This is a genomic window from Staphylococcus warneri (assembly GCF_900636385.1).
GTDB classification, from domain to species: Bacteria; Bacillota; Bacilli; order Staphylococcales; family Staphylococcaceae; genus Staphylococcus; species Staphylococcus warneri.
Genome location: NZ_LR134269.1, coordinates 1,402,680 through 1,426,842, shown reverse-complemented (window position 1 = coordinate 1,426,842; position 24,163 = coordinate 1,402,680). Strand labels below are relative to the sequence as shown.

Here is a 24,163-nt window from a genome sequence, read left to right as displayed (position 1 = left end):
TTGCAATATGACAATATGAATCTCTTGAATTTTTAAGATATGAATTTTATTTAAAGATGAGAGGGATTTATTTGAAAGATTTTGATAATTTAATTCCTGGTTGGTTCAAAGATTTTGTCCAAGTAGGGAATGATTTAATTTGGTCTCAATATCTAATTGGATTGTTACTTACAGCTGGTTTCTTCTTCACTATCAGTTCTAAATTTGTGCAACTTCGCATGTTGCCTGAAATGTTTAGAGCGTTAGTTGAGAAACCTGAAACATTAGAAAGTGGCGAAAAAGGTATTTCACCTTTCCAAGCTTTTGCAATTAGTGCAGGCTCAAGGGTTGGTACAGGAAATATTGCTGGTGTAGCAACAGCAATTGTACTAGGTGGTCCTGGTGCGGTATTTTGGATGTGGATTATTGCATTTATAGGTGCAGCAAGTGCATTTATGGAAGCCACATTAGCTCAGGTTTACAAAGTACATGATAAAGATGGTGGATTCCGAGGCGGACCAGCATATTACATAACTAAAGGATTAAATCAAAAATGGTTAGGTATTGTATTTGCGATTCTAATCACAGTTACTTTCGCATTTGTATTTAACACAGTTCAATCAAATACGATTGCTGAATCATTAAATACTCAGTATCATGTTAGCCCAGTTATTACAGGAATTGTTTTAGCAGTCATTACAGCTATCATCATCTTTGGTGGTGTTCGAAGTATTGCAACATTATCATCATTAATAGTTCCTATTATGGCTATTATATACATTGGTATGGTTTTAGTTATTTTACTATTAAACTTAGATCAAATCGTTCCAATGATTGGTACTATCATTAAAAGTGCTTTCGGTTTTGAACAAGTAACTGGTGGTGCAGTAGGTGCAGCTATTTTACAAGGTATTAAACGTGGTTTATTCTCCAATGAAGCAGGTATGGGTTCTGCGCCAAATGCAGCAGCAACAGCTGCCGTACCTCATCCAGTTAAACAAGGTTTAATTCAATCATTAGGTGTATTCTTTGATACTATGCTTGTATGTACAGCTACAGCAATCATGATTTTATTATACTCTGGATTAAAATTTGGAGAAAATGCACCTCAAGGTGTGGCAGTTACACAATCTGCTTTAAATGAACATTTAGGTTCAGCAGGTGGTATATTCTTAACAATTGCAATTACACTATTTGCCTTTTCTTCTGTTGTAGGTAACTATTATTATGGACAATCTAATATAGAATACCTTTCAAATAATAAGACAATTATTTTCATTTTTAGATGTCTTGTAGTCGTACTTGTATTTATTGGTGCAGTTGCTAAAACTGAAACAGTATGGAGTACAGCAGACTTATTTATGGGACTAATGGCAATTGTTAATATTGTTTCTATTATTGGACTTTCTAATATTGCTTTTGCAGTAATGAAAGATTACCAACTACAACGTAAAGCAGGTAAAAATCCTGTGTTCAAACCAGAAAATCTTGAGATTAACTTATTTGGAATTGAATCTTGGGGTATCAATTCAACAAATAAAGCTAATAAAAATAATAAGTAACGAAAAATCCTGAGACATATTTAAATGTCTCAGGATTTTTTATTGAATAGTGAGTTATTGATTGTATTCTTTTTAGTATTGTACAGAATCTTTTTTATGGATAGAAAGTAGAGTACTTTGATAATAATAGTAAAATTTGGATTTATAAATAAAAAGATTTAAAAATGTATTTTCTTTTCATTTATATCATTTAGCTTTATAATTTTAATAATGGATTAGGAAAGGTGATAATGATGGGAAAATACAAAATAAGTAAAATTCTCAATAATAACGTTATCATATGCACAAATAAAGATCAGGAAGTTGTACTCATTGGAAAAGGTATTGGTTTTAATAAAAAGCAAGGTTTAATCTTAGATGAATCAGCTTCCATTGAAAAAGTGTATAAGCTTGATCAAGATAAACATAAAGAGCATTATAAGACATTGGTTGAAATGGCGGATGATCATGTACTGCAAGCTGTCATAGAATCAGTCAATTTAATCACTAATACGACTTTAGATATTGATGATAAAAATTTAGTCGTTGCCCTAACTGATCATATTATTTTTGCGTATAAACGTTTAAAACAAAATCAATTAATAAGTAATCCGTTTGCTATGGAGACTAAGTATTTATATAGCGACGCATATCAATTAGCTGCCAAAGTGATTGAAAGACTAAATCAACAATTAGATGTTCAATTTCCAGAAGATGAAATTGGTTTTATCGCATTACATATTGCTTCTAATTCTGAAGAATTATCTATGCGAGAAATGTCGTTAATCAATCAATTAATTAATAAGAGTATTACAATCATTGAATCTGATTTAAATCATCAAGTTGATCAATCCTCAGTGCAATATCAGCGTTTTATAAGACATGTTCAGTTCCTCATTCGACGTTTGAGACAGAATGAAGCGATTCATGCACAAAATGATTTCATTGAAATGATTAAAAAGCATTATCCACAGTGCTATTCCACAGCTTTTAAAATTTTAAAAATGATTCAAATGGAATTCGATATTACAATTAATGAAGCTGAAGTGATTTATTTAACATTACACATTCACCATTTTGAAGCGCAAGTCATTCGTGACTAATCATGTCTGGTTGTATTTTAATAGTTCTATTCATTAAATTGATATAGTATTATCTATGCAATGATTGAAACCAGTTATATTTATTTTATTAAATTTTTTATACGCCTTAGTTGTACGAATTATGTTATGATAAGTGTTAGTTATTTTAATCATATTAAGCGTTTTATGAATTGAATAAAGAGAGGTAACTTGAAGGTATGGTGATGTCAAATGTCGAATGAAAATAAGACTACAGAAAATAAGGCATCTGGAAAGTTTAAAACTAATTTCAGTATGTCCGAAACAAGATTTATGCGATTTTTAGGCGGCAATGATTTAATTTATGGTTTATTAGCACTTGTACTTTTAGGTATTGTCATATTTATATTTGATAAAGTTTCATATGTGTTTGAGCCATTTATTATTATATTTAATACGATTGCTGCACCTATTATTGTTTCATTGATTATATTTTATTTGTTTAATCCACTTGTGAATTTGATGGAACGTTATCGTATACCACGATTAGTGGGTATTATGATTATTTATATTGCGATTGTGGGAATTATAGCATTAATTGTTAATTTATTAATTCCGGTTATTGGCTCACAATTAGGAAGTTTTATTAATAATTCGCCTCAATATTTCAAAAAATTTACGAATACAATCAATAAATTAACTAGTAATTCAATTTTTGCTGGCTATTATAGTCAAATTAATGATCAACTTAATTCATTAACGAAGAAAATACCAACAATGTTATCAGATTATTTTGATGGTTTTGGTTCAAAATTAGCAACTTTTGCAGAAGCTGTTGCTAATGTTGGTGTAGTGATTGTAACAACACCATTTGTATTATTCTTTATGTTAAAAGATGGTCATAAGTTTAAAGATTTTACGACAAATATTATGCCACCAAAATTCAGAAAAGATTTTCACGATTTGCTTGAAAAAATGAGTGTTCAAGTAGGTTCATATATTCAAGGACAAATTATTGTCTCATTCTGTATTGGTGTTTTATTATTTATCGGGTATTCAATTATTGGATTAAAATATAGTTTAATACTTGCATGTATCGCTGCTGTAACGAGCGTAGTACCTTATTTAGGTCCTACTATTGCGATATCACCAGCGATTGTTATTGCTATTATTACATCTCCATTAATGGTACTTAAATTAGCAATTGTATGGACATTAGTCCAATTCTTTGAAGGACACTTCATTTCGCCAAATATTATGGGTAAAACTTTAAAAATACACCCTCTAACAATTATCTTTATTTTATTATGTGCAGGTAATTTGTTAGGTATTGTAGGTGTTATTTTAGGTATACCTGGTTATGCAGTATTAAAAGTTTTAGTTTCTCATGTTTTCTTATTATTTAAACGTAGATATAATCGTTATTATGGAGAAGATGCAGGAGAATACCAATTGAATAAAGAACAAGATTAATCTGAGTAGTTGTGATACAAGGATATCTTTAGAAACGGATGTGAGAATAAGAAGGGCATTTGACAATGTCCTTATCTTACTTAATTTCTAAGATATCCTTTTCTTTTTATGCTTAAAGCGTAGCGTATTATTAGGATGACTATAGCTAACATAGGATATGACAATAATGTTATGTATAATTAGGACTATTTATATTCTAATTATCATATTCTTATGATATATTTTTGCTATATAGAAGAATTAATTAGAATTGAAGTGAAAAAATGACTCAAGAAAATAAAAGTAAATTATTATCTATTTTAAAATTTGTGTTTGCTGCAGCACTATTTATTTTTGTAGTGTTCACATTATATCGAGAATTATCAACCATTAATTTTAAAGATACCTTAATGCAATTTGGCAAAATTAATCGTATATGGTTAGTATTATTATTTGCCGGTGGTGGAGCATCATTATTAATCTTATCTTTATACGATATTATTCTTGTTAAATCTTTAAAATTAGATATCCCTTTAACGAAAGTTTTTAGAGTTAGTTATATTATTAATGCTTTAAATGCTATTGTCGGATTCGGCGGGTTTATTGGTGCCGGATTAAGAGCATTTGTTTATAAAAATTATACTGTAGATAATAAGAAACTCGTGCATTACATATCTATTATTCTCATTTCCATGTTAACAGGCCTTAGCCTTTTATCGATTTTAGTTGTTTTTCATGTCTTTAATGCATCAGACATGTTAGATCGAATTTCATGGGTTCGTTGGATTTTATATATTGTTGCTTTATTTTTACCTATTTTTATTATTTATACTATTATGAAACCCGCAGATAAAAATAATCGATTTATGGGTGTTTATTGTACTGTAGTTTCATGTGTTGAGTGGATGGCGGCTGCTGTAGTTCTCTATTTCTCTGCGTTAATCGTAGGTATTGATATTTCATTTATGAATTTTATCGGTATCTTTATTATTGCAGCTTTGTCAGGATTAGTAAGTTTCATTCCTGGGGGATTTGGAGCATTTGATTTAGTCGTGCTACTCGGTTTTAAGTCTCTAGGTGTAAATGAGGAGAATATTTTATTAGCATTATTGCTTTATCGCTTTGCATATTACTTTGTACCTGTAGCTATCGCGTTAGTATTATCTTCATTTGAATTTGGTAACACTGCTAAAAAGTATATCGAAGGATCTAAATATTTTGTGCCTGCAAAAGATGTCACATCATTCTTAATGTCATATCAAAAAGATATCTTATCTAAAATCCCATCATTTTCATTAGCGATTTTAGTGTTTTTAACGAGTGTGATATTCTTCATCAATAATTTAACTATTATTTATGACGGACTATATGATGATAACCATTTTGTTTATTATATAACATTGTCTGTGCATACTAGTGCCTGTTTATTATTAATGTTAAATGTTAAAGGTATATTTAAACAAAGTCGACGTGCTATTATTTTTGCTATTATATCAGTTGTATTAATTTTTACCGCAACGATATATACTTATGCTTCTTTCTTACTTTTAACATGGTTAGTTGTTATTTTTGTATTACTTATTATTGCTTATCGTCGTGCCAAAGTTTTAAAACGACCATTGAGATTAAAAAACGTATTTTTAATAGTAATCATCAGTTTGATTGTACTATATATCAATCATATTATTATCTCTAGTACGTTATATGCATTAGATGTGTACAATCTTGAAGTTGATACAACAGTTTTAAGATATTATTTCTGGATTACAATAGCTTTAATTACTCTGATTGTGGCGTCAATTGCATGGTTATTTGATTATCGTTATTCCAAATCAAATCAAAATAAAGATTTAACTATTTGTGAACAAATTATTCACGAACATGGTGGTAATTATTTAACACATCTTATCTATAGTGGAGATAAAGATTATTTTGTTCATGATAATGAATCTGCCTTTTTAATGTATCGATATAAATCTAATGCATTAGTTGTTTTAGGGGATCCAGTTGGAGATGCTTCATCTTTCGAATCTCTTTTAGAAGCATTTTATGAATATGCAGAATACTATGGTTATGACATTATCTTTTATCAAGTTAGTGATCGTTTCATGCCACTTTATCATAATTTTGGGAATCAATTCTTTAAATTAGGAGAAGAGGCGATTATTGATTTAACAACGTTTACGACTTCAGGTAAAAAGCGTCGAGGTTTTAGAGCTACTTTAAATAAGTTTGATGATTTAAATATTAACTTTGAAGTTATTGAACCACCATTTTCTAAAGAAATGATTGAAACATTACAGCATGTAAGTGATCAATGGTTAGATGGCAGAAATGAAATGCATTTTTCAGTAGGTCAATTTAGTGAAGCGTATTTGTCTAAAGCACCAATTGGTATTATGCGTAATGAAGAAGGAAAAATTATTGCGTTTTGTACACTTATGCCAACATACTTTAATGATGCAATTTCAGTCGATTTAATTCGTTGGTTACCTGAATTAGATTTACCGTTAATGGATGGTCTATATTTACACATGCTTTCATGGGGAAAAGAAAAGGGTTATCGTTCATTTAATATGGGGATGGCAACACTTTCTAATGTAGGTCAATTGCATTACTCGTATCTTAGAGAACGATTAGCTGGTAGAATCTTTGAACATTTTAATGGTTTATATCGTTTCCAAGGTTTAAGACGTTATAAAGAAAAATATGGACCTAATTGGGAGCCGAGATTCTTAGTTTATAGAAAAGATGCATCTTTATGGCAATCAATGATTAAAGTGATGAGAGTTATTCGTCATAAATAAATATATATAATGAAAAGCGATTGATGAAACTGAGTGGTTTCATCAATCGCTTTTGTTTTAATCTTTAATTTAATTATATCTAGATTTAATTTTTCTTATAATTTTCACGATCTTGTTGTTCTTTGGCATATCTTTCTGGTTGCTTTTTATAAAAATCTTGATGATATTCTTCAGCTTTATAAAATGTTGTTGCAGGCAAAATTTTAGTAGCAATTGCTTTATCTGCATTGATTGTATCTTGCATCGCTGCGATATACGCTTCAGCTAATTTTTTCTGATGTTCATTGGAATAGAAAATAGCTGTTTGATACTGAGATCCTCTATCTTGAAATTGACCTTCATCGTCTAGTGGATCAATGACAGAAAAAAAGATTTCTAATAATTTATTGTATGAGAATAACGCAACATCGTATTCAACTTTGACAGTTTCATAGTGTCCAGTAGTGCCACTTTTAACCTGCTCATATGTAGGGTTGGCTATGTCTCCACCCATATATCCTGATGTTACTTGTTCTATACCATCAAATGTATCAAAAGGTTTTGTCATACACCAAAAGCACCCACCCGCAAAATATGCAGTATTTATATTCATTTATGACACCCTTTCATTGGACCTTAGTACCATTTATTAAAAAAATCCTTGCTTTTTGTATACTTTTTCTATAACGTTAATACATATTAATTATAGATGATAGAATTGTAATTTTAAAGGTATAAGGTAGGTAAATATGAGAGAACAGAAGGATAACAGAGAAGAAACTGAGTATAAACGACAAGCAGGTACATCAACTCCACCTTCTAGGCGACGAAAGAAAAAGAGAGTGCGCAAATTACCTTTTATTATTTTATTTATTTTAATTATTCTCATCGTTATAATTGCATACATTGTTCATGGATATAATAGTGGTGTAAAGTATGCGGAAAAGCATGCGAAAGATATTAAAGTACATGAATTTAACGGACCAGTAAAAAATGACGGTAAAATTTCTGTATTAGTATTAGGTGCAGATAAAGCACAGGGCGGTAAATCACGTACAGACTCAATTATGGTTGTTCAATATGACTATATTCATAAAAAAATGAAAATGATGTCAGTAATGCGTGATATTTATGCTGATATTCCTGGCTACGATAAGTATAAAATTAATGCTGCATATTCATTAGGTGGCCCAGAATTATTAAGAAAAACATTAAATAAAAACTTAGGTATTAATCCTGAATATTATGCAGTTGTTGACTTTACTGGTTTCGAAAAGATGATAGATGAGTTAGAACCTAATGGTGTTCCAATGGATGTTGAAAAAGATATGTCTGAAAATATTGGTGTATCATTGAAAAAAGGTCATCATCGTTTAAATGGTAAAGAATTATTAGGTTATGCTAGATTTCGTCATGATGCAGAAGGCGATTTCGGGCGTGTACGTCGTCAACAACAGGTGATGCAAACACTTAAATCTGAATTAGTGAATTTTGGTACAGTTGCTAAGTTACCTAAAGTAGCAGGTATTCTTAGAGGATATGTTAATACAGATATGCCTGATTCTGCGATGTTCCAAACTGGAATAAGTTTCGGTGTTCGAGGCGATAAAAATGTAGATTCATTAACAGTCCCTATTAAGAACTCATATCAAGATATTACCACTAATAATGATGGTAGTGCCTTGCAAATTGATAAAGAGAAAAATAAAAAAGCAATTCAAGATTTTTTCGATGATAAAAATAATAAAAAGTAATACTCAAAGAGCCTCACATTGACGATGTCAACGTGAGGCTCTTTACTTAATTATTGATCTGATTTTCTAACACCAGCAACACCATAATGACTTTTCTTCATTTCTTCAATAACGACATGGATTGCTTCTTTATTTGCACCTGTTGTTTTTTCTACAGCTGCTGTCACTTCTGTAACTAAATCTTTAAGTTGTTCATCTGAACGACCTTCTAATAATTTAACGTTTACGATTGGCATATGTCATTCCTCCAATATTCTTATTACAACTTTAGTATAGCATGAATAATCAATAAAAATACATTTTTTACTAGACAAGAACAAGTGTTCTTTTTGTACTTGAATAAGAACTTTTGTTCGTATATAATGAAAATGTATTAGGGAGGGGTAATCATGTATGACTATCATTTATTAGAGGATAGAGATGTACTTTGTATTGATCAAAAGAGTTTTTTTGCGAGTGTATCTTGTATAGAAAAAGGGTTAGATCCATTAACGACGAAATTAGCAGTTGTCGCAGATACTAAAAGACAGGGGTCGGTTGTGTTAGCAGCGACACCTAAACTTAAAGAATTAGGCGTCAAGACTGGATCAAGATTATTTGAAATACCACATCGTAATGACATATTTATCATTAATCCAAGTATGAGAAAATATCTTAATGTATCAGTTGCTATATCTAAGATTGCTTTACGATATGTGCCACCTGAAGATTTGCATCAATATAGCATCGATGAATTTTTTATGGATGTGACAGATAGTTATCATAGATTCAATTCAACCGTGCAAGCATTTTGCGAAAGATTGCAGAAAGAAATTCATGAAGAAACAGGTATTAGATGTACGATTGGTATAGGCTCAAACATGTTATTAAGTAAAGTAGCTATGGATATTGAAGCCAAACACACAACAAATGGTATAGCTGAATGGCGCTATCAACATGTACCTGAAAAGTTATGGCCTATTCAACCGTTAAGAGATTTTTGGGGAATTAATAGAAAAACAGAAGCTAAATTAAACAAAAGAGGGATTTTTACAGTAGGTGATTTAGCTCAATATCCATATCAATATTTGAAAAGAGATTTTGGAATACTAGGTGTGGATATGCATCTTCACGCTAATGGTATTGATCAAAGCAAGATGAGAGAAAAATATAAAGTGAATAATCCATCAATATGTAAAAGTCAAATTTTGATGAGAGACTACGAATTTGAAGAAGCGAAAGTGGTGATGCAAGAGTTAATTGAAGATGTAGCAAGTAGAGTTAGAGCAAGAAAACAATTGGCGCGCACCATACATTTTTCATTTGGCTATAGTGATGAAGGTGGTGTACATAAGCAGTATACATTAGAAGAAGGTACTAACTTAGAAAAAGATATTTTTAAAGTAGTGAATTATTTTGCTAATCAATTATGTGACAAACAAGCATTATATCGTACATTAAGTGTGTCGCTTACACAATTTATAGATGAAAACGAAAGACAAATGAACTTATTCATCGATGAATACGAGCGTAAGAGAGATGAAAAACTAGCAAAAACAATTGATCATTTACATGTGAAATATGGTAAGGGCATTGTGTCTAAGGCAACATCTTATACTGAAGCTGGTACAAAACATGGACGTTTAGGACTCATGGCAGGACATAAAATGTAGTAATGTATTACACGATAATGATGAAGGTTTCTCAAACACTAAAATAAAAAATAACCTAAGACATTACATTGAGATGTCTCAGGTTGATGAATGAAGTTGCTATTCTATATAAGTATCAAATTGATTTAAAGCTTGAATACCACGTTCCCGATCTTCAGGGTTTTTAAAACTGATTTGCAGTGCACCATAAATATCTTCACGTACTTCTAATATTTTTAAGTTGCTTATAGAAATATTATGTAAACTCAATATATTTGTAACTTTGCTAATCATACCCGGTTTATCCGGAATATCGACATATAGATCATACGCAGTAGTAAGTGCACCTTGTTGTTTAGCGGGTAATCGGTCGCGATAATTTTTTGCATGATCGAAAAAGTTATAAATATCTTCTGAACTAGAAGAAGATATCATAGCTGAAATTGAGGAGATTTGTTCTTGTAAATCTTGTAATATTTCTAGGATGAAAGTTTTATTATTTAATGTAATATCTTTCCACATTTCAGCATTACTACTAGCAATGCGAGTGATGTCACGGAATCCACCTGCAGCTAATTGTTGTACTAAATGGTGTTTTTCTACTTGATTAGCACTGAGATGAACTAAACTTGATGCAACTATATGAGGAACATGACTAACGATACCTGTAACAAAATCATGTTCATTGGCATCAGTGAAAATAAATTTTGCTAATGTAGGTTTTAGTAAATTTTTAATCTTTTCTGCTGCTTGCTTATTAGCTTCTTGATTAAATACAAGAATATAGTAAGCATTTTCAAAGAGATGTTTTTTAGCATTGAGCACACCAGATTTATGACTACCAGCCATTGGGTGCCCACCAACGAGATGAATATTGTGTTTTAACAACATATTTTCAAATGTTTGAATAGTTGATTTAGTGCTTCCTGTATCTGTAACAATTAAATTTGTTTTAGTATTGAGCTTTGGTAAATGTTCTAGGTAATGAACAGTTTGTTCGACAGGTGTAGCATATATAACCATATCAGCTTTTTCGATAGCTTGATCATAATGCGTTGATTTATCATCTATGATACCGATAGATAAAGCTTTATCTAATTGAGATTCATCAGCATCAAAAGCTGTAATATGAATGTCTTGATGATAGTATTTTAAATTACTTGCTAAACTTCCACCAATTAAACCAAGACCTACAAATAAAATATTTTGCATAAGTAATCACCTGTTTCGAAATTTTCAGAATACTAACATTGTAAATGAGGATGTTTATGGAATCAATAAGAATATGATTAGTATATATTAAATAAATAGTCTAAACTAAAGTTAAATAAGATAGAAATGTGAAAGGGGATAAAAATGAGTGATATTCTACAAACGATTAAAACTTTAACAGAGATTAATAGTCCATCTGGAAATGCTGAAAAAGCAATACAGTATGTGAAGGAAACAGTAGAAGACATAGGGTTTTCTACAGAATTGACGAATAAAGGTGCTTTGATTATTAATGTTACTGGAGACAATCAAGAACAGCAACGATGTATTACAGCTCATGTTGATACGTTAGGTGCAATGGTAAAGGAAATTAAAGAAGATGGGCGTTTGGCAATTGATTTAATAGGGGGATTTCACTTTAATGCCATTGAAGGAGAATACTGTGAGATTCAAACAGAGGCAGGCGACATATATACGGGAACAATATGTTTACATGAAACTAGTGTGCATGTATATAAAAATAATCATGAAGTGCCTAGAGATATAGAGCATATGGAAATTAGAATTGATGAAAAAACAAATTCAATTCAAGATACGAAAGATTTAGGCATAGAAGTAGGAGACTTTGTTAGCTTTGATCCTAGAACTGAAATTACTCAATCTGGTTTTATTAAGTCACGTCATTTAGATGATAAAGCAAGCGTAGCAATGATTATAGAATTATTGAAAAAAATTAAAGAAGAGAATGTTAGATTACCACATACAACTCAATTTTATATTTCAAATAATGAAGAGATAGGTTATGGTGCAAATGCTTCATTACCAGACAATATCGTAGATTTTATTGCATTAGATATGGGTGCATTAGGTGATGGTCAATCTTCAGATGAATATACTGTATCTATCTGTGCAAAAGATAGTTCTGGACCTTATCATAAGGGACTTCGTTCACAACTTGTGCAACTATGTAAAATGAACGATATTCCATATAAAGTAGATATATATCCTTATTATGCTTCCGATGCTACTTCGGCATTAAAAGCTGGAGCTGATATCAGACATGGATTATTTGGTGCTGGTATTGAATCTTCACATGCCTTAGAAAGAACACATATTGAATCCATAGAAGCAACACAAAATTTATTATATGCCTACTGTATGTCCCCAATTTTAAAATAAATTAGGATTTGGCGTTGACAAAAATATTTGAGAGATGTATTATACTAAATAATTAGAATTGTTAAACAATTCGGAAGATAAAGTAGCAAATATGAATTGTAGCAAATAGAAAGCTAATGGGTAATGAAAATTAGCACAACATATTTAGTGAATTGGGCTTTCGAATATAAAATTAAATAGCATTAAAGTGAACAATAAACATTTGTTAACTAAGGTGGCACCACGGTAACGCGTCCTTATTGATTTTACGCGTATCGTGGTGCTTTTATTTCGTACAAAATGTAGTAGTTTATAGTAAGGTAGTGTCAGAAAGTTAGTGGATGATGTGAACTAACACCACTATAAATGAAATTGGGTTTTGTATTCTAACAATTAAATATAAACAATGAGTGAACGTATAATATTCCGAATATTAAGAATATTGCGTTAATTAAGGTGGTACCACGCGTCAGCGTCCTTTTTATAGGAGGCTGATTTTTTATGTTTAACAATCGAATCATTACTTTAAACTTTCAAAATTAAGAATAACTAAAAAATAAAAATCATCTTCAATAATAATTAAACGAACTCAAACATAAAGGAGTGAAATTAATTGGAACTCTATTACGAAAAGTTACAGGCCAATATTACACCAGAAACTTTAGCTCAACTCAAACACAACAAAATCATACTAGAAAGCACAAGCCAAGAAAAACTAAAAGGGCGATATTCTATTGTCGTTTTTGATAGTTATGGCACGGTCACATTAGATAATAAATGCCTTCAAATTATTACCCAACAAAAGAAAGAAACGATAACGGAACAGCCTTATCAATACTTAAAGGAATTTGTGAATCGTTATTATGATGATATTGAAGATCAAACGTTACAAGAATTACCATTTATTTCTGGATTTATTGGTTCTTGTAGCTTTGATTTAGTAAGACATGAATTTCCGGTTTTAAAACAAATGGAGTTAGAAGATCATCCACAACATGATGTGAACTTTTACATGATTGAAGATGTGTATGTATTTGACCATTACAAAGACGAACTTTACATCATTAGTACGAATTTATTTTCTCAAGTTAAACGAGACGTTTTAATACAACGGGTCAAAGAACGCATTGAACAGCTTAAAACAATCCAAGTATATCAGCCAAAAGTCACATTTCAAGTTCAAGATAAAGAAATAGAAGCAAATGTGAGTGAACAACATTTTATGAATATAGTGAGTGATTTTAAAAAGAAAATAACTGAAGGGGATATGTTTCAAGTTGTCCCATCACGTATTTATAAATACAAACATCACTTTAACAATCAATTACAAACATTGTCGTTTCAGTTATATCAAAATCTAAAGAGACAAAATCCTAGTCCATATATGTATTACATTAATATGAATCAACCGATTATTATCGGTAGTTCGCCTGAAAGTTTTGTTAAAGTTCACAATGGCAGAGTCGTCACAAATCCTATTGCCGGAACAATACAAAGAGGTCAAACACCAGAGGAAGATCAAAGCAATGCGCATCAACTGATTAATGATGAAAAAGAAAAAAGTGAACATAGTATGCTCGTCGATTTAGGTAGAAATGATATTCATCGAATATGTAAAACGGGCACATCACATATTCAAAAACTAATGGAAATCGAGAAATATGAACATGTGATGCACATTGTAAGTGAAGTGACAGGCGAAATTAAAGAAAATATTTCACCTATGTCTGTTATAGCAAGTCTATTGCCTACAGGTACTGTATCTGGTGCACCCAAATTAAGAGCTATTCAAAGAATTTATGAAGTGATGCCACATAAGAGAGGCGTTTATAGCGGTGGTATTGGTTATATTAACTGTAATCATAACTTAGATTTGGCATTAGCTATTAGAACGATGATGATAGATGATACTTATGTCAATATAGAAGCCGGATGTGGTGTTGTGTATGATTCTGAACCAGACAAAGAATTAGAAGAAACAAAATTAAAAGCTAAAAGTTTATTGGAGGTGTCGCCATGATATTAATCATAGATAACTATGATTCGTTCACCTATAACTTAGTAGATATAGTAGCCCAAAATATAACCAATGAGAATGAAGTGAAAGTATTATATCCAGATGATGACCGTGTTATGCGTCAAAATGTAAAAGGTATTATTATTTCACCTGGTCCTGGGCATCCTTTAGATAATGATTTATTACTAAATATTATTCATCATTATAAAGATAAACCTATTTTAGGTGTTTGTTTAGGTGCACAAGCACTTACATGTTATTACGGTGGTCGAGTGATACAAGGTAAAACCGTCATGCATGGAAAGGTAGATCAATTGAATCTTCAAACACATTCTAAATTGTATACCGGTTTACCAAGCACTTTTAATATTATGAGATATCATTCGCTCGTTAGCGATATAGAACAATTTCCAGAAACTTTAGTCGTGACAGGAGAGACATCTGATTGCATACAATCATTTGAACATATCAATCATTTACATTTTGGTATTCAATATCATCCAGAATCATTCGCGACGGAGTATGGAGAAGAAATAATTAAGAATTTTATTAATTTAGTAGTAGAAGGTGATTAGATGGGAATTTTAAAACAATTAGAACAGCAACAACATTTAAATCAACAAGATATGAAAGCATTTATTGATTTGATGATCAATCCTCAAATTGAAAATCAAATCAAATATAAAGCTTTGAAGTCATATACTGATAAGGAAATGCAACAGTCAGAATTAACATTTTTAGCCAAAAGTTTAATCAAAACGATGTATGAACAACAACCAGTTTATGAAGGTTCGATGTGTATTTGTGGAACTGGTGGTGATCAATCAGGAAGTTTTAATATATCAACGACCGCTTCATTCGTAGTTGCAAGTGCCGGAGCGTCAATCATCAAACATGGAAATAAAAGTATCACTTCAAATTCAGGAAGTACAGATTTGTTAGATCAGTTAAAAATTAAAACCACACCTGTTAAAGAGGTTGTTCAACAATTAAATCAATGTCATTTAGCTTTTGTCAGTGCGACAGAATCGTATCCAATTATGAAGTATATTCAACCCATTAGAAAAATGATATCTAAACCAACGATATTTAATCTTGTGGGACCTTTAATTAACCCATTCAAATTAACATATCAAACCATGGGGATTTATGATCAATCTCAATTAGCAAATGTAGAACAAACAGTAAAAGATTTAGGACGGAAAAAAGCAGTCATATTACATGGTGCTGGTGGCATGGATGAAGCAAGTTTGTCAGGTGACAATTTAATATATGAAGTGAATGCAGGTAAGGAAATTCAACATTATACGATTAATGCTAAAGATTTTGGCTTAAAAAATGCTGCAAATGACACATTGAAAGGTGGCACCCCAGAAGAAAATAAAGCTATTGCGGTAAATATTTTAAACGGTCAAGATCATTCAAGTAAGAGAGATGTAGTAGTGCTCAATGCAGGCATAGCTTTATACGTTTCGGAAAAAGTAAATGATATTGCTACAGGTATTCAACTTGCGCAACAACTCATCGATGACGGAACAGCAATGAAACAATATTTAAGAATGGTGGGGAATTAAATGACAATATTAGACGAAATTGTACTATATAAAAAAGAATTATTATCTAGTCATTATTATCATGAAAAACTTAAAACTTTAAAAAATAATAATCAATATAATCAACCATCTAAAAAGAAAACTTTGAAATCAAGCTTAGCAAATGACAAAGAATTATCTATCATTGCAGAAATTAAATCGAAAAGTCCATCTGTAAAGCAACTACCTGAACGTAATTTGTCGCAACAAATTAAAGATTATGAAGCTTATGGAGCAAATGCCATATCTATCTTAACGGATGAACGTTATTTCGGTGGTAGTTTTGAACGCTTACAACAATTATCTAAACAAACGTCGCTACCCGTATTATGCAAAGACTTTATGATAGATGAAATCCAAGTTGATGTAGCTAAAACAGCAGGTGCATCAATTATTTTACTCATAGTAAATATTTTAACTGATGAACAGCTCCATCGTTTATATCAATATGCCTGTCAATTAGATTTAGAAGTATTAGTAGAAGTCCATGATAGTCAAGAATTGCAAAGAGCTTACGAGCTTAATCCAGAAATTATAGGTGTTAATAATAGAGACTTAAAACGATTTGTGACAGATGTAGAACACACCAATCAGATATTAGGTCATAAAAAAGATGGTTTTTACTATATTTCCGAAAGTGGTATTCACTCTCAAAAAGATGTAGCAAAAATAATTCATTCTGGTATCGATGGATTACTTATTGGTGAAGCGTTAATGAAATGCGACGATTTAAGTGAATTTTTACCACAATTAAAGTTAAATAAGGTGAAACCATGTATTTAAAATTTTGTGGGTTTAAACGTAAAGAAGATGTACTTAAAGCGATTGAGTTACCTATAGATGCGATAGGATTTATTCATTTTCCCAATAGTCACCGTCACCGTGATATGAGTCAAATTCAGCAATTAACCAAACTCGTACCTAGTTATATTGACCGTGTAGTGGTATTAGTCAATCCAGATCGAACACAAATCCAAAGTGTTGTGTCACATACTCAAATCAACACAATACAATTTCATGGCAACGAACCGATAGAAATCATTAAATGGACTAGAACACAGTATCCTAATATTAAAATTTTTAAAGCATTACCCGCACATCAAGATTTGCTAGATCACATAGACTATTACAAACAATTAGTTGATTTATTTATCATCGATACACCCTCAGAACAATTTGGAGGTACAGGTCAAATTTATGATTGGCATCTGTTAGATCATATTCAAGATGTACCATTTCTAATTGCAGGTGGTTTGACTGATCAGCATATCAAACAAATTCAACATTTATCATTGCAGCACATTGGCTATGATATAGCCTCTGGAATTGAAATCAATCATCAAAAAGATGGAGATAAAATGAAAACAATCGTTAACATTGTGAAAGGAGAATGAACCATGAATAAACATATTCAAACAGACGCAGATGACTTAGGATTTTTTGGATCTTACGGTGGCCAATATGTCCCTGAAACGTTAATGCCAGCAATAATAGAATTAAAACAAGCATATAAAGAAGCGAAAAATGATCAAACTTTTCAAGATGAATTACAATATTATTTAAAAGAATACGTAGGTAGAGAAACACCATTAACATATGCTAAAGCATATTCAGAATCTTTAGGTGGAGCAAAAATATATTTAAAAAGAGAAGATTTAAACCATACAGGTGCACATAAAATTAACAATGCTCTAGGGCAAGCGCTATTAGCTAAACGTATGGGGAAACGTAAATTAGTAGCAGAAACTGGTGCAGGACAACATGGTGTGGCCAGTGCAACGGTTGCGGCGTTATTTGATATGGATTTAATTGTTTTTATGGGGAAAGAGGACATCCAACGACAACAATTAAATGTATTTAGAATGGAATTACTCGGAGCTAAAGTAGTTTCTGTTGAGGAAGGTCAAGGTACATTGTCAGATGCTGTAAATAAAGCACTTCAATACTGGGTTAGTCATGTCGAAGATACACACTATCTTCTAGGTTCAGCTCTTGGACCAGATCCGTTCCCGACTATTGTTAGAGATTTTCAAAGTGTGATTGGCAAAGAGATTAAAACACAAATTTTGAATAAAGAGCAATGTTTACCTGATGCAGTTGTTGCTTGTATTGGTGGTGGTTCAAATGCAATCGGAACCTTTTATCCATTTATTCAAGACGATGTAAAACTATATGGTGTTGAAGCAGCAGGTAAAGGTAAACTCACTGATAAGCATGCATTAGCTATAGGTAAAGGAAGTCCAGGTGTACTACATGGTGCCAAAATGTATTTAATTCAAGATCAACATGGTCAAGTTCAATTGGCACATTCTATTTCAGCAGGGTTAGATTATCCTGGAATAGGTCCAGAACATTCTTATTATCATGATATTGGACGCGTCACTTATACAGATGCAAGTGATGAACAGGCGATGGAAGCATTAATTCGATTTACTAAAGCTGAAGGTATTATTCCTGCTATTGAAAGTGCACATGCATTAAGTTACGTAGAACGATTAGCGCCGACAATGAATAAGGACCAGATTATAGTTGTTACTGTATCTGGACGTGGTGATAAAGATATGGAAACGATTCGTCAATATACACAACAAAGAGGTGAGATCAATGAATAAATTATTTATACCTTATATAATGGCAAACCATCAATTGATAGAGAATATGACATTACTTTGTCAAAATGGTGCAGATATGATTGAAGTAGGTGTGCCATTTTCAGACCCAGTTGCAGATGGTCCTACAATCATGGAAGCAGGGGGAAAAGCGATTGAAGAAGGTATTAACATTGATTATATATTTAAGGAACTTGAATTGCATCAAAATGACATCGACTGTCCGTATGTATTAATGACATATTACAATATTGTTTGCCATTATGGTGAAACATCCTTTTTTAAAGCTTGTGAACGTGCAGGTGTGTACGGACTTATTATTCCTGATTTACCTTTTGAACTTGGACAGCAATTAAAAGAACAAGCGCATCAATACAATGTAAAATTAATATCGCTCATTGCAATGACAACATCTGAAGAGCGAATGAAATTGATTGCCAAAAATGCAGAAGGTTTTATTTATACCGTAACGATGAATGCGACTACAGGTAAGGATGGCACATTCCACCCAGAATTAAAGTCTAAATTAGACACAATTAAGACATTTGCAAAAGTACCAGTCGTAGCTGGGTTTGGTATTAGAAATGCGCAACATGTGAAAGATATTTCACAAATAGCAGATGGCGTGGTCATTGGTAGTGAAATCGTTAAACGATTTGCTAATGATACTACAGAAGAAAATATCAACTATCTTAAATCTATAAGGCACGCATTAAATTAGAAAAATTAATTTAATATTTAAATAGAATGTAAATGGAAAGGATATATGTAAATTATTACACGATTTGACATTGATTTTACTTGATTAGTATAAAATTGTGTTGTTATAAGGGAAGTCATTGGCATTAGATTTGCAAATGCATTAAAATAATAGGTGATAATACGATAATAGTATGAGTTGATAAAAGTTCGACTCATACTATTATTACGTATATTCAATTTAAGTTGTATGACTAAGTATTTGATGAGTCATTGCATTTAACTAATTAGAGTCAGAGTTATGAAAAATAAAATAAAAACAACTTAGATTGGTACAATTAGTTTGATAATATCAATGTTGTTACACATATTGTAAATAATGAATGATAGATAGTAACAACGCTTGAATTAAGCATGATATGAACTCAATTCGAATTCTTAAATAGAGAGAAAAAATAGAGATAAACACAATAGGAGTTATGATAATGAAGTTTACAAACTTAACCGCTAAAGAATTTGGCGATTTTACAGACCAAATGCCATATACTCATTTTACGCAAATGGTAGGTAACTATGAATTAAAGCTTGCTGAAGGGACTGAATCACATCTTGTTGGAATTAAAAATAACGACAATGAAGTGATTGCAGCTTGCTTATTAACTGCAGTGCCAGTGATGAAATTTTTCAAATATTTCTATACTAATAGAGGACCAGTCATCGACTACGATAACAAAGAATTAGTTCATTTCTTCTTTAATGAATTAAGTAAATATGTTAAAAAACATCATTGTTTATATTTAAGAGTCGATCCATACCTTCCATACCAATATCGTAATCATGATGGGGATATTACTGGTAATGCAGGAAATGATTGGATATTTGATAAACTGGCATCATTAGGTTTTAAACATGAAGGTTTCCACAATGGTTTCGATCCAATACTACAAGTAAGACACCATTCAGTATTGAATTTAAAAGGTAAAACTGCAAAAGATGTTTTAAACGATATGGATAATTTACGTAAACGTAATACTAAAAAAGTACAAAAAAATGGTGTGAAAGTTAAATTCTTATCAGAAGATGAATTACCGATTTTCCGATCATTCATGGAAGATACTTCAGAGTCAAAAGCGTTTTTAGATAGAGATGATAGTTATTATTATGATCGATATAAGCACTTCAAGGATCGCGTCCTAGTGCCATTAGCATATATTAATTTTGACGAATATCTTGAAGAACTCAATAATGAAAAAGAAACCTTAACTAAAGACTTAAACAAAGCTCTTAAAGATATTGAAAAGCGTCCTGATAATAAAAAATCACATAATAAGAAAGCAAATCTAGAACAACAATTAGCAGCTAATCAACAGAAAATAGATGAAGCGAAACAACTTCAAGCTGAACATGGCAATGAATTACCTATTTCGGCTGGTTACTTCTTCATCAATCCATTTGAAGTTGTTTACTATGCAGGTGGTACTTCAAATAAATATCGCCACTTTGCAGGTAGTTATGCAGTGCAATGGACGATGATCAATTATGCATTAGACCACGGTATTGATCGCTATAATTTCTATGGTATTAGCGGAGATTTCTCAGAAGATGCAGAAGATGCAGGCGTTATTAAATTCAAAAAAGGGTATAATGCTGATGTTATAGAATATGTAGGAGATTTCATAAAACCAATTAATAAACCTATGTACACTGTTTATACGACATTAAAGAAATTACTTAAAAAATAAGCATAAATAATAAATTTTTATTAGGAAGGGAATTATCTAATTATGAAATTTACAGAGTTGACAGTTAAAGAATTTGAGAACTTTGTACAAAATCCATCATTAGAAAGTCATTATTTTCAGGTGAAAGAAAATATTGCTACTCGTGAAACGGATGGTTTTCAGGTTGTATTATTAGGTATTAAAGATGAAAACAACAAGGTCATTGCAGCAAGTCTATTTTCAAAAATCCCAACGATGGGTAGTTATGTGTATTATTCAAATCGTGGTCCAGTCATGGACTACTCTGACTTAGGTTTAGTTGATTTTTATTTGAGAGAATTAGATAAATACTTACATCAACATCAATGTTTATATGTCAAAATGGATCCATACTGGATTTATCAAATTTATGATAAAGATATTAAACCACTTGATAACCATGAGAAAAACGATGCACTTGTCAATTTATTTAAATCTCACGGTTATGAACACCATGGTTTTACAACATCTTACGATAGCTTCAGCCAAGTAAGATGGATGGGTGTTTTAGACTTAGAGGGCAAAACACCTGCTTCATTGAAGAAAGAATTCGATAGTCAACGTAAAAGAAATATTAATAAAGCGATAAACTACGGAGTAAAAGTAAGATTTTTAAGTAGGGATGAATTTGATCTTTTCTTAGAGCTTTATCGTGAAACTGAAGAAAGAACTGGATTTGCTTCAAAAACAGATCAATATTTCTATAATTTCATTGATCATTTCGGCGATAAAGTATTAGTGCCATTAGCATATATTGATTTAGATGAATATATTGAGTCATTACAGCATTCGCTAAATGATAAAGAAAACCGTCGTGATCAAATGATGGCAAAAGAAAACAAAAGTGATAAACAATTGAAGAAAATCAGTGAATTAGACAAGCAAATTGAGCATGATAAAAAAGAAATGCTACAAGCTAGTGAAATTCGTCAAACTGATGGTTCAGTATTGAATCTTGCTTCTGGTGTTTACTTTGCTAATGCTTATGAAGTCAACTACTTCTCAGGTGGTTCATCAGAAAAATTCAATCAATACATGGGACCATATATGATGCATTGGTTCATGATTAATTATTGCTTCGATAATGGTTATGATCGTTACAATTTCTATGGATTGTCTGGTGACTTTACTGAAAATAGTGAGGACTATGGCGTTTATCGCTTTAAACGTGGATTTAATGTTCAAATTGAAGAGTTAATAGGAGATTTTTATAAGCCAATTAACAAAGTGAAATATTGGTTATTCACTACATTAGACCGTATTCGTAGAAAAGTTAAGAAGTAAAATAGAAGACATAGCAAATCTATTGGTATATCTAGGCTGAGACTCTTGTCTCAGCTTTTTTTATCTAGTGAAATTCTACAAATAATTAATATAAAAAGCTAATATAAAATCATATTGCACCCTACTAAAATTATCATAGCTATTACCAAAGACCTTAACAATGATAGTTATAGAGAATTTTCTAATAAATAAATTATATAAGGCTTACAGTACATATTTTGAGTAGTTGAATGAATCGATATAATAAAAATTATTTACATTACATTAAATTGCAAATATATACCAATAAAATTATTGATGATTAGATGTTTTAAATAAAGCCTGTATTTAATTAAAATGAACGTCTTAAATTTAAAATAATCAAAATTTATAACATGTCACTAAATATGTCCGTGCTGTGAGAGCATCTCAGTTGCATCGAGAATGACTTTGATGGATAACTGGTCGTTAGATGTAAATGCATTACTGATAATATATTGAAGTTTATAAAGACAAAGCTAAAAGTTATCCTAAAAATGATTATAGATTTAAGTTTAAATACGATGATCATTTAACGTTTCATTAAGCTAAGATATGAATGTAAGGAAATGAACATTTAATAATACAAGCCTTAGCAACAAATGATTTTATCAATCAAAATATAAATGGATTCGTATTAATTAGTTATACCTGTTCATAAGATATGAATATTAGCCCTATATTGTTTTTTTAATTTTAGTTTACATAATATATATTATAGGAAGTTATGGATATTGGATATAGGGGACCCTATTCTTCATTATCTTAATATATTTGCTATGTTATAATTTATCTATATATTCTTTATTAACATTTAGGAGTTTTGTTTATGAATTTTGTTTTTGATATTGACGGTACCATTTCATTTGATGGTTATCATGTTGATCTACTTATTGAAGAACGTATTTTTAAATTACATCAACTTGGCCATCAAGTGATATTTGCATCCGCACGTCCAATTAGAGATTTGCTACCAGTTATACCTGAATTCAAAGACTTTACACTTATTGGTGGTAATGGCTCAATCATTTCTCAAAATGGACAGATTGAAGTGATTAAATCTATTACACAGGATGATTTGCAACTAATTAAAGATATTATTCATGCATATCAATTAAAGTATATATTAGATGATAAATATAATTATTCAACTAACTTAGATGCAACGTATGAATTATTTCAACGCATTGATCCTAACCATACAGCAAAGATTTTGGATATGGATGACATTGTTGAACCCATTAAAGCTATCATATTAGATATTCGTCATGATGATTTTGAAGAAATTGCTACTATCTTAGCTGAAAAATCGCATTCCCTGGAGCTAATACAACATTTAAATGAAAACTATATTGATATAACAGCTCAAGGTATTGATAAACATACTACCATTCAAAAAATCATTGGAGCTACAACTGAATATATCGCATTTGGAAATGATCATAATGACATTCAAATGCTAGAACATGCATCTCATGGCTATTTTGTAACGAATTTACATATGGATCATACGACGTTTATTAATAATCCGCAAATTACTTTAGTCGACGACACTAATGAAGCAATATGTAACGAATTGGATAAATGGTTAAATGAAAAGTAATAATATT

At 31.0% G+C, this 24,163-nt stretch carries 20 protein-coding genes; 17 read left to right on the top strand and 3 right to left on the bottom strand.

What is annotated here, in order from left to right; genetic code table 11:
- The first annotated feature begins 71 nt into the window (after window positions 1-71).
- The 4 genes from alsT to mprF all read left to right on the top strand — a co-directional run bounded on the left by alsT (window position 72) and on the right by mprF (window position 6,840).
- Entirely contained in the window at window positions 72-1,541 is a 1,470-nt protein-coding gene (gene alsT / locus EL082_RS06910) for a glutamine transporter AlsT (protein ID WP_015365026.1), read from the top strand.
- Between the two features lie 233 nt (window positions 1,542-1,774).
- Entirely contained in the window at window positions 1,775-2,623 is an 849-nt protein-coding gene (gene glcT, locus EL082_RS06905; protein WP_015365025.1) for a glucose PTS transporter transcription antiterminator GlcT, read from the top strand.
- A gap of 273 nt (window positions 2,624-2,896) precedes the next feature.
- Window positions 2,897-4,054 (top strand): AI-2E family transporter, encoded by a 1,158-nt coding sequence (locus EL082_RS06900; protein WP_161767513.1) that lies wholly within the window; start codon window positions 2,897-2,899, stop codon window positions 4,052-4,054.
- 263 nt (window positions 4,055-4,317) lie between these two features.
- Window positions 4,318-6,840 carry a bifunctional lysylphosphatidylglycerol flippase/synthetase MprF gene (gene mprF, locus EL082_RS06895; protein WP_002467181.1) on the top strand — a complete coding sequence of 841 codons (2,523 nt, stop codon included), beginning with the start codon at window positions 4,318-4,320 and terminating at the stop codon, window positions 6,838-6,840.
- 85 nt (window positions 6,841-6,925) lie between these two features.
- Here the strand turns inward: mprF and msrA are convergent, their stop codons facing one another.
- Window positions 6,926-7,432: a peptide-methionine (S)-S-oxide reductase MsrA gene (gene msrA / locus EL082_RS06890; protein WP_002467182.1), complete on the bottom strand. Its 507-nt coding sequence runs from the start codon at window positions 7,430-7,432 to the stop codon at window positions 6,926-6,928.
- Window positions 7,433-7,568: 136 nt separating this feature from the next.
- Here msrA and EL082_RS06885 point away from each other — a divergent pair, with 136 nt between their 5' ends.
- Window positions 7,569-8,573 carry an LCP family protein gene (locus EL082_RS06885; RefSeq protein ID WP_002467187.1) on the top strand — a complete coding sequence of 335 codons (1,005 nt, stop codon included), beginning with the start codon at window positions 7,569-7,571 and terminating at the stop codon, window positions 8,571-8,573.
- A gap of 50 nt (window positions 8,574-8,623) precedes the next feature.
- On the opposite strand, the gene EL082_RS06880 is transcribed toward EL082_RS06885, so the two are convergent.
- The gene (locus EL082_RS06880; RefSeq protein WP_002451325.1) at window positions 8,624-8,809 is read right to left on the bottom strand and encodes a 2-hydroxymuconate tautomerase; all 186 of its coding nucleotides are present in this window, start codon (window positions 8,807-8,809) and stop codon (window positions 8,624-8,626) included.
- Window positions 8,810-8,962: 153 nt separating this feature from the next.
- On the opposite strand from EL082_RS06880, the gene EL082_RS06875 reads away from it, so the two are divergent.
- The gene (locus EL082_RS06875) at window positions 8,963-10,225 is read left to right on the top strand and encodes a Y-family DNA polymerase (protein WP_002467183.1); all 1,263 of its coding nucleotides are present in this window, start codon (window positions 8,963-8,965) and stop codon (window positions 10,223-10,225) included.
- 99 nt (window positions 10,226-10,324) lie between these two features.
- On the opposite strand, the gene EL082_RS06870 is transcribed toward EL082_RS06875, so the two are convergent.
- Window positions 10,325-11,416 carry a prephenate dehydrogenase gene (locus tag EL082_RS06870; protein WP_015365024.1) on the bottom strand — a complete coding sequence of 364 codons (1,092 nt, stop codon included), beginning with the start codon at window positions 11,414-11,416 and terminating at the stop codon, window positions 10,325-10,327.
- Between the two features lie 144 nt (window positions 11,417-11,560).
- Here EL082_RS06870 and EL082_RS06865 point away from each other — a divergent pair, with 144 nt between their 5' ends.
- The 11 genes from EL082_RS06865 (at window position 11,561) to EL082_RS06815 (ending at window position 24,156) form a co-directional block, all read left to right on the top strand.
- On the top strand, window positions 11,561-12,595 hold the full coding sequence (locus EL082_RS06865) for a M42 family metallopeptidase (protein WP_015365023.1): 1,035 nt from the start codon (window positions 11,561-11,563) through the stop codon (window positions 12,593-12,595).
- 592 nt (window positions 12,596-13,187) lie between these two features.
- Entirely contained in the window at window positions 13,188-14,594 is a 1,407-nt protein-coding gene (locus EL082_RS06860) for an anthranilate synthase component I (RefSeq protein ID WP_015365022.1), read from the top strand.
- Entirely contained in the window at window positions 14,591-15,166 is a 576-nt protein-coding gene (locus tag EL082_RS06855; protein ID WP_002467184.1) for an anthranilate synthase component II, read from the top strand. Before EL082_RS06860 ends, EL082_RS06855 begins: the two co-directional genes overlap by 4 nt.
- The gene (trpD, locus tag EL082_RS06850; RefSeq protein WP_103286305.1) at window positions 15,167-16,165 is read left to right on the top strand and encodes an anthranilate phosphoribosyltransferase; all 999 of its coding nucleotides are present in this window, start codon (window positions 15,167-15,169) and stop codon (window positions 16,163-16,165) included.
- Window positions 16,166-16,966, top strand: coding sequence for an indole-3-glycerol phosphate synthase TrpC (gene trpC / locus EL082_RS06845; RefSeq protein ID WP_002467178.1), 801 nt, complete (start codon window positions 16,166-16,168; stop codon window positions 16,964-16,966).
- Entirely contained in the window at window positions 16,957-17,577 is a 621-nt protein-coding gene (locus EL082_RS06840) for a phosphoribosylanthranilate isomerase (RefSeq protein ID WP_002467174.1), read from the top strand. Before trpC ends, EL082_RS06840 begins: the two co-directional genes overlap by 10 nt.
- Window positions 17,578-17,580: 3 nt before the next feature.
- Window positions 17,581-18,795, top strand: a complete 1,215-nt coding sequence (gene trpB / locus EL082_RS06835) for a tryptophan synthase subunit beta (protein ID WP_002467188.1) — start codon at window positions 17,581-17,583, stop codon at window positions 18,793-18,795.
- Window positions 18,788-19,513, top strand: a complete 726-nt coding sequence (gene trpA / locus EL082_RS06830) for a tryptophan synthase subunit alpha (RefSeq protein ID WP_002467177.1) — start codon at window positions 18,788-18,790, stop codon at window positions 19,511-19,513. Before trpB ends, trpA begins: the two co-directional genes overlap by 8 nt.
- 463 nt (window positions 19,514-19,976) lie before the next feature.
- Window positions 19,977-21,233 carry an aminoacyltransferase gene (locus tag EL082_RS06825; RefSeq protein ID WP_002467180.1) on the top strand — a complete coding sequence of 419 codons (1,257 nt, stop codon included), beginning with the start codon at window positions 19,977-19,979 and terminating at the stop codon, window positions 21,231-21,233.
- 42 nt (window positions 21,234-21,275) lie between these two features.
- A complete protein-coding gene (locus tag EL082_RS06820) occupies window positions 21,276-22,535 on the top strand; it encodes an aminoacyltransferase (protein WP_002467186.1) in 1,260 nt (419 codons plus the stop codon).
- Window positions 22,536-23,382: 847 nt separating this feature from the next.
- Window positions 23,383-24,156 carry an HAD-IIB family hydrolase gene (locus EL082_RS06815; protein WP_002465813.1) on the top strand — a complete coding sequence of 258 codons (774 nt, stop codon included), beginning with the start codon at window positions 23,383-23,385 and terminating at the stop codon, window positions 24,154-24,156.
- The last annotated feature ends 7 nt before the right edge of the window (window positions 24,157-24,163 follow it).

What these genes read in the sequence shown, in the direction of transcription:
- trpB (WP_002467188.1), top strand. Translation starts at nt 17,581, where the DNA reads ATGAATAAACATATTCAAACAGACGCAGATGACTTAGGATTTTTTGGA.
- EL082_RS06880 (WP_002451325.1), bottom strand. Translation starts at nt 8,809, where the DNA reads ATGCCAATCGTAAACGTTAAATTATTAGAAGGTCGTTCAGATGAACAA.
- EL082_RS06815 (WP_002465813.1), top strand. Translation starts at nt 23,383, where the DNA reads ATGAATTTTGTTTTTGATATTGACGGTACCATTTCATTTGATGGTTAT.
- mprF (WP_002467181.1), top strand. Translation starts at nt 4,318, where the DNA reads ATGACTCAAGAAAATAAAAGTAAATTATTATCTATTTTAAAATTTGTG.
- glcT (WP_015365025.1), top strand. Translation starts at nt 1,775, where the DNA reads ATGGGAAAATACAAAATAAGTAAAATTCTCAATAATAACGTTATCATA.
- trpC (WP_002467178.1), top strand. Translation starts at nt 16,166, where the DNA reads ATGACAATATTAGACGAAATTGTACTATATAAAAAAGAATTATTATCT.
- EL082_RS06885 (WP_002467187.1), top strand. Translation starts at nt 7,569, where the DNA reads ATGAGAGAACAGAAGGATAACAGAGAAGAAACTGAGTATAAACGACAA.
- msrA (WP_002467182.1), bottom strand. Translation starts at nt 7,432, where the DNA reads ATGAATATAAATACTGCATATTTTGCGGGTGGGTGCTTTTGGTGTATG.
- EL082_RS06875 (WP_002467183.1), top strand. Translation starts at nt 8,963, where the DNA reads ATGTATGACTATCATTTATTAGAGGATAGAGATGTACTTTGTATTGAT.
- EL082_RS06855 (WP_002467184.1), top strand. Translation starts at nt 14,591, where the DNA reads ATGATATTAATCATAGATAACTATGATTCGTTCACCTATAACTTAGTA.
- EL082_RS06870 (WP_015365024.1), bottom strand. Translation starts at nt 11,416, where the DNA reads ATGCAAAATATTTTATTTGTAGGTCTTGGTTTAATTGGTGGAAGTTTA.
- trpA (WP_002467177.1), top strand. Translation starts at nt 18,788, where the DNA reads ATGAATAAATTATTTATACCTTATATAATGGCAAACCATCAATTGATA.
- EL082_RS06865 (WP_015365023.1), top strand. Translation starts at nt 11,561, where the DNA reads ATGAGTGATATTCTACAAACGATTAAAACTTTAACAGAGATTAATAGT.
- EL082_RS06825 (WP_002467180.1), top strand. Translation starts at nt 19,977, where the DNA reads ATGAAGTTTACAAACTTAACCGCTAAAGAATTTGGCGATTTTACAGAC.
- EL082_RS06820 (WP_002467186.1), top strand. Translation starts at nt 21,276, where the DNA reads ATGAAATTTACAGAGTTGACAGTTAAAGAATTTGAGAACTTTGTACAA.
- trpD (WP_103286305.1), top strand. Translation starts at nt 15,167, where the DNA reads ATGGGAATTTTAAAACAATTAGAACAGCAACAACATTTAAATCAACAA.
- EL082_RS06900 (WP_161767513.1), top strand. Translation starts at nt 2,897, where the DNA reads ATGTCCGAAACAAGATTTATGCGATTTTTAGGCGGCAATGATTTAATT.
- EL082_RS06840 (WP_002467174.1), top strand. Translation starts at nt 16,957, where the DNA reads ATGTATTTAAAATTTTGTGGGTTTAAACGTAAAGAAGATGTACTTAAA.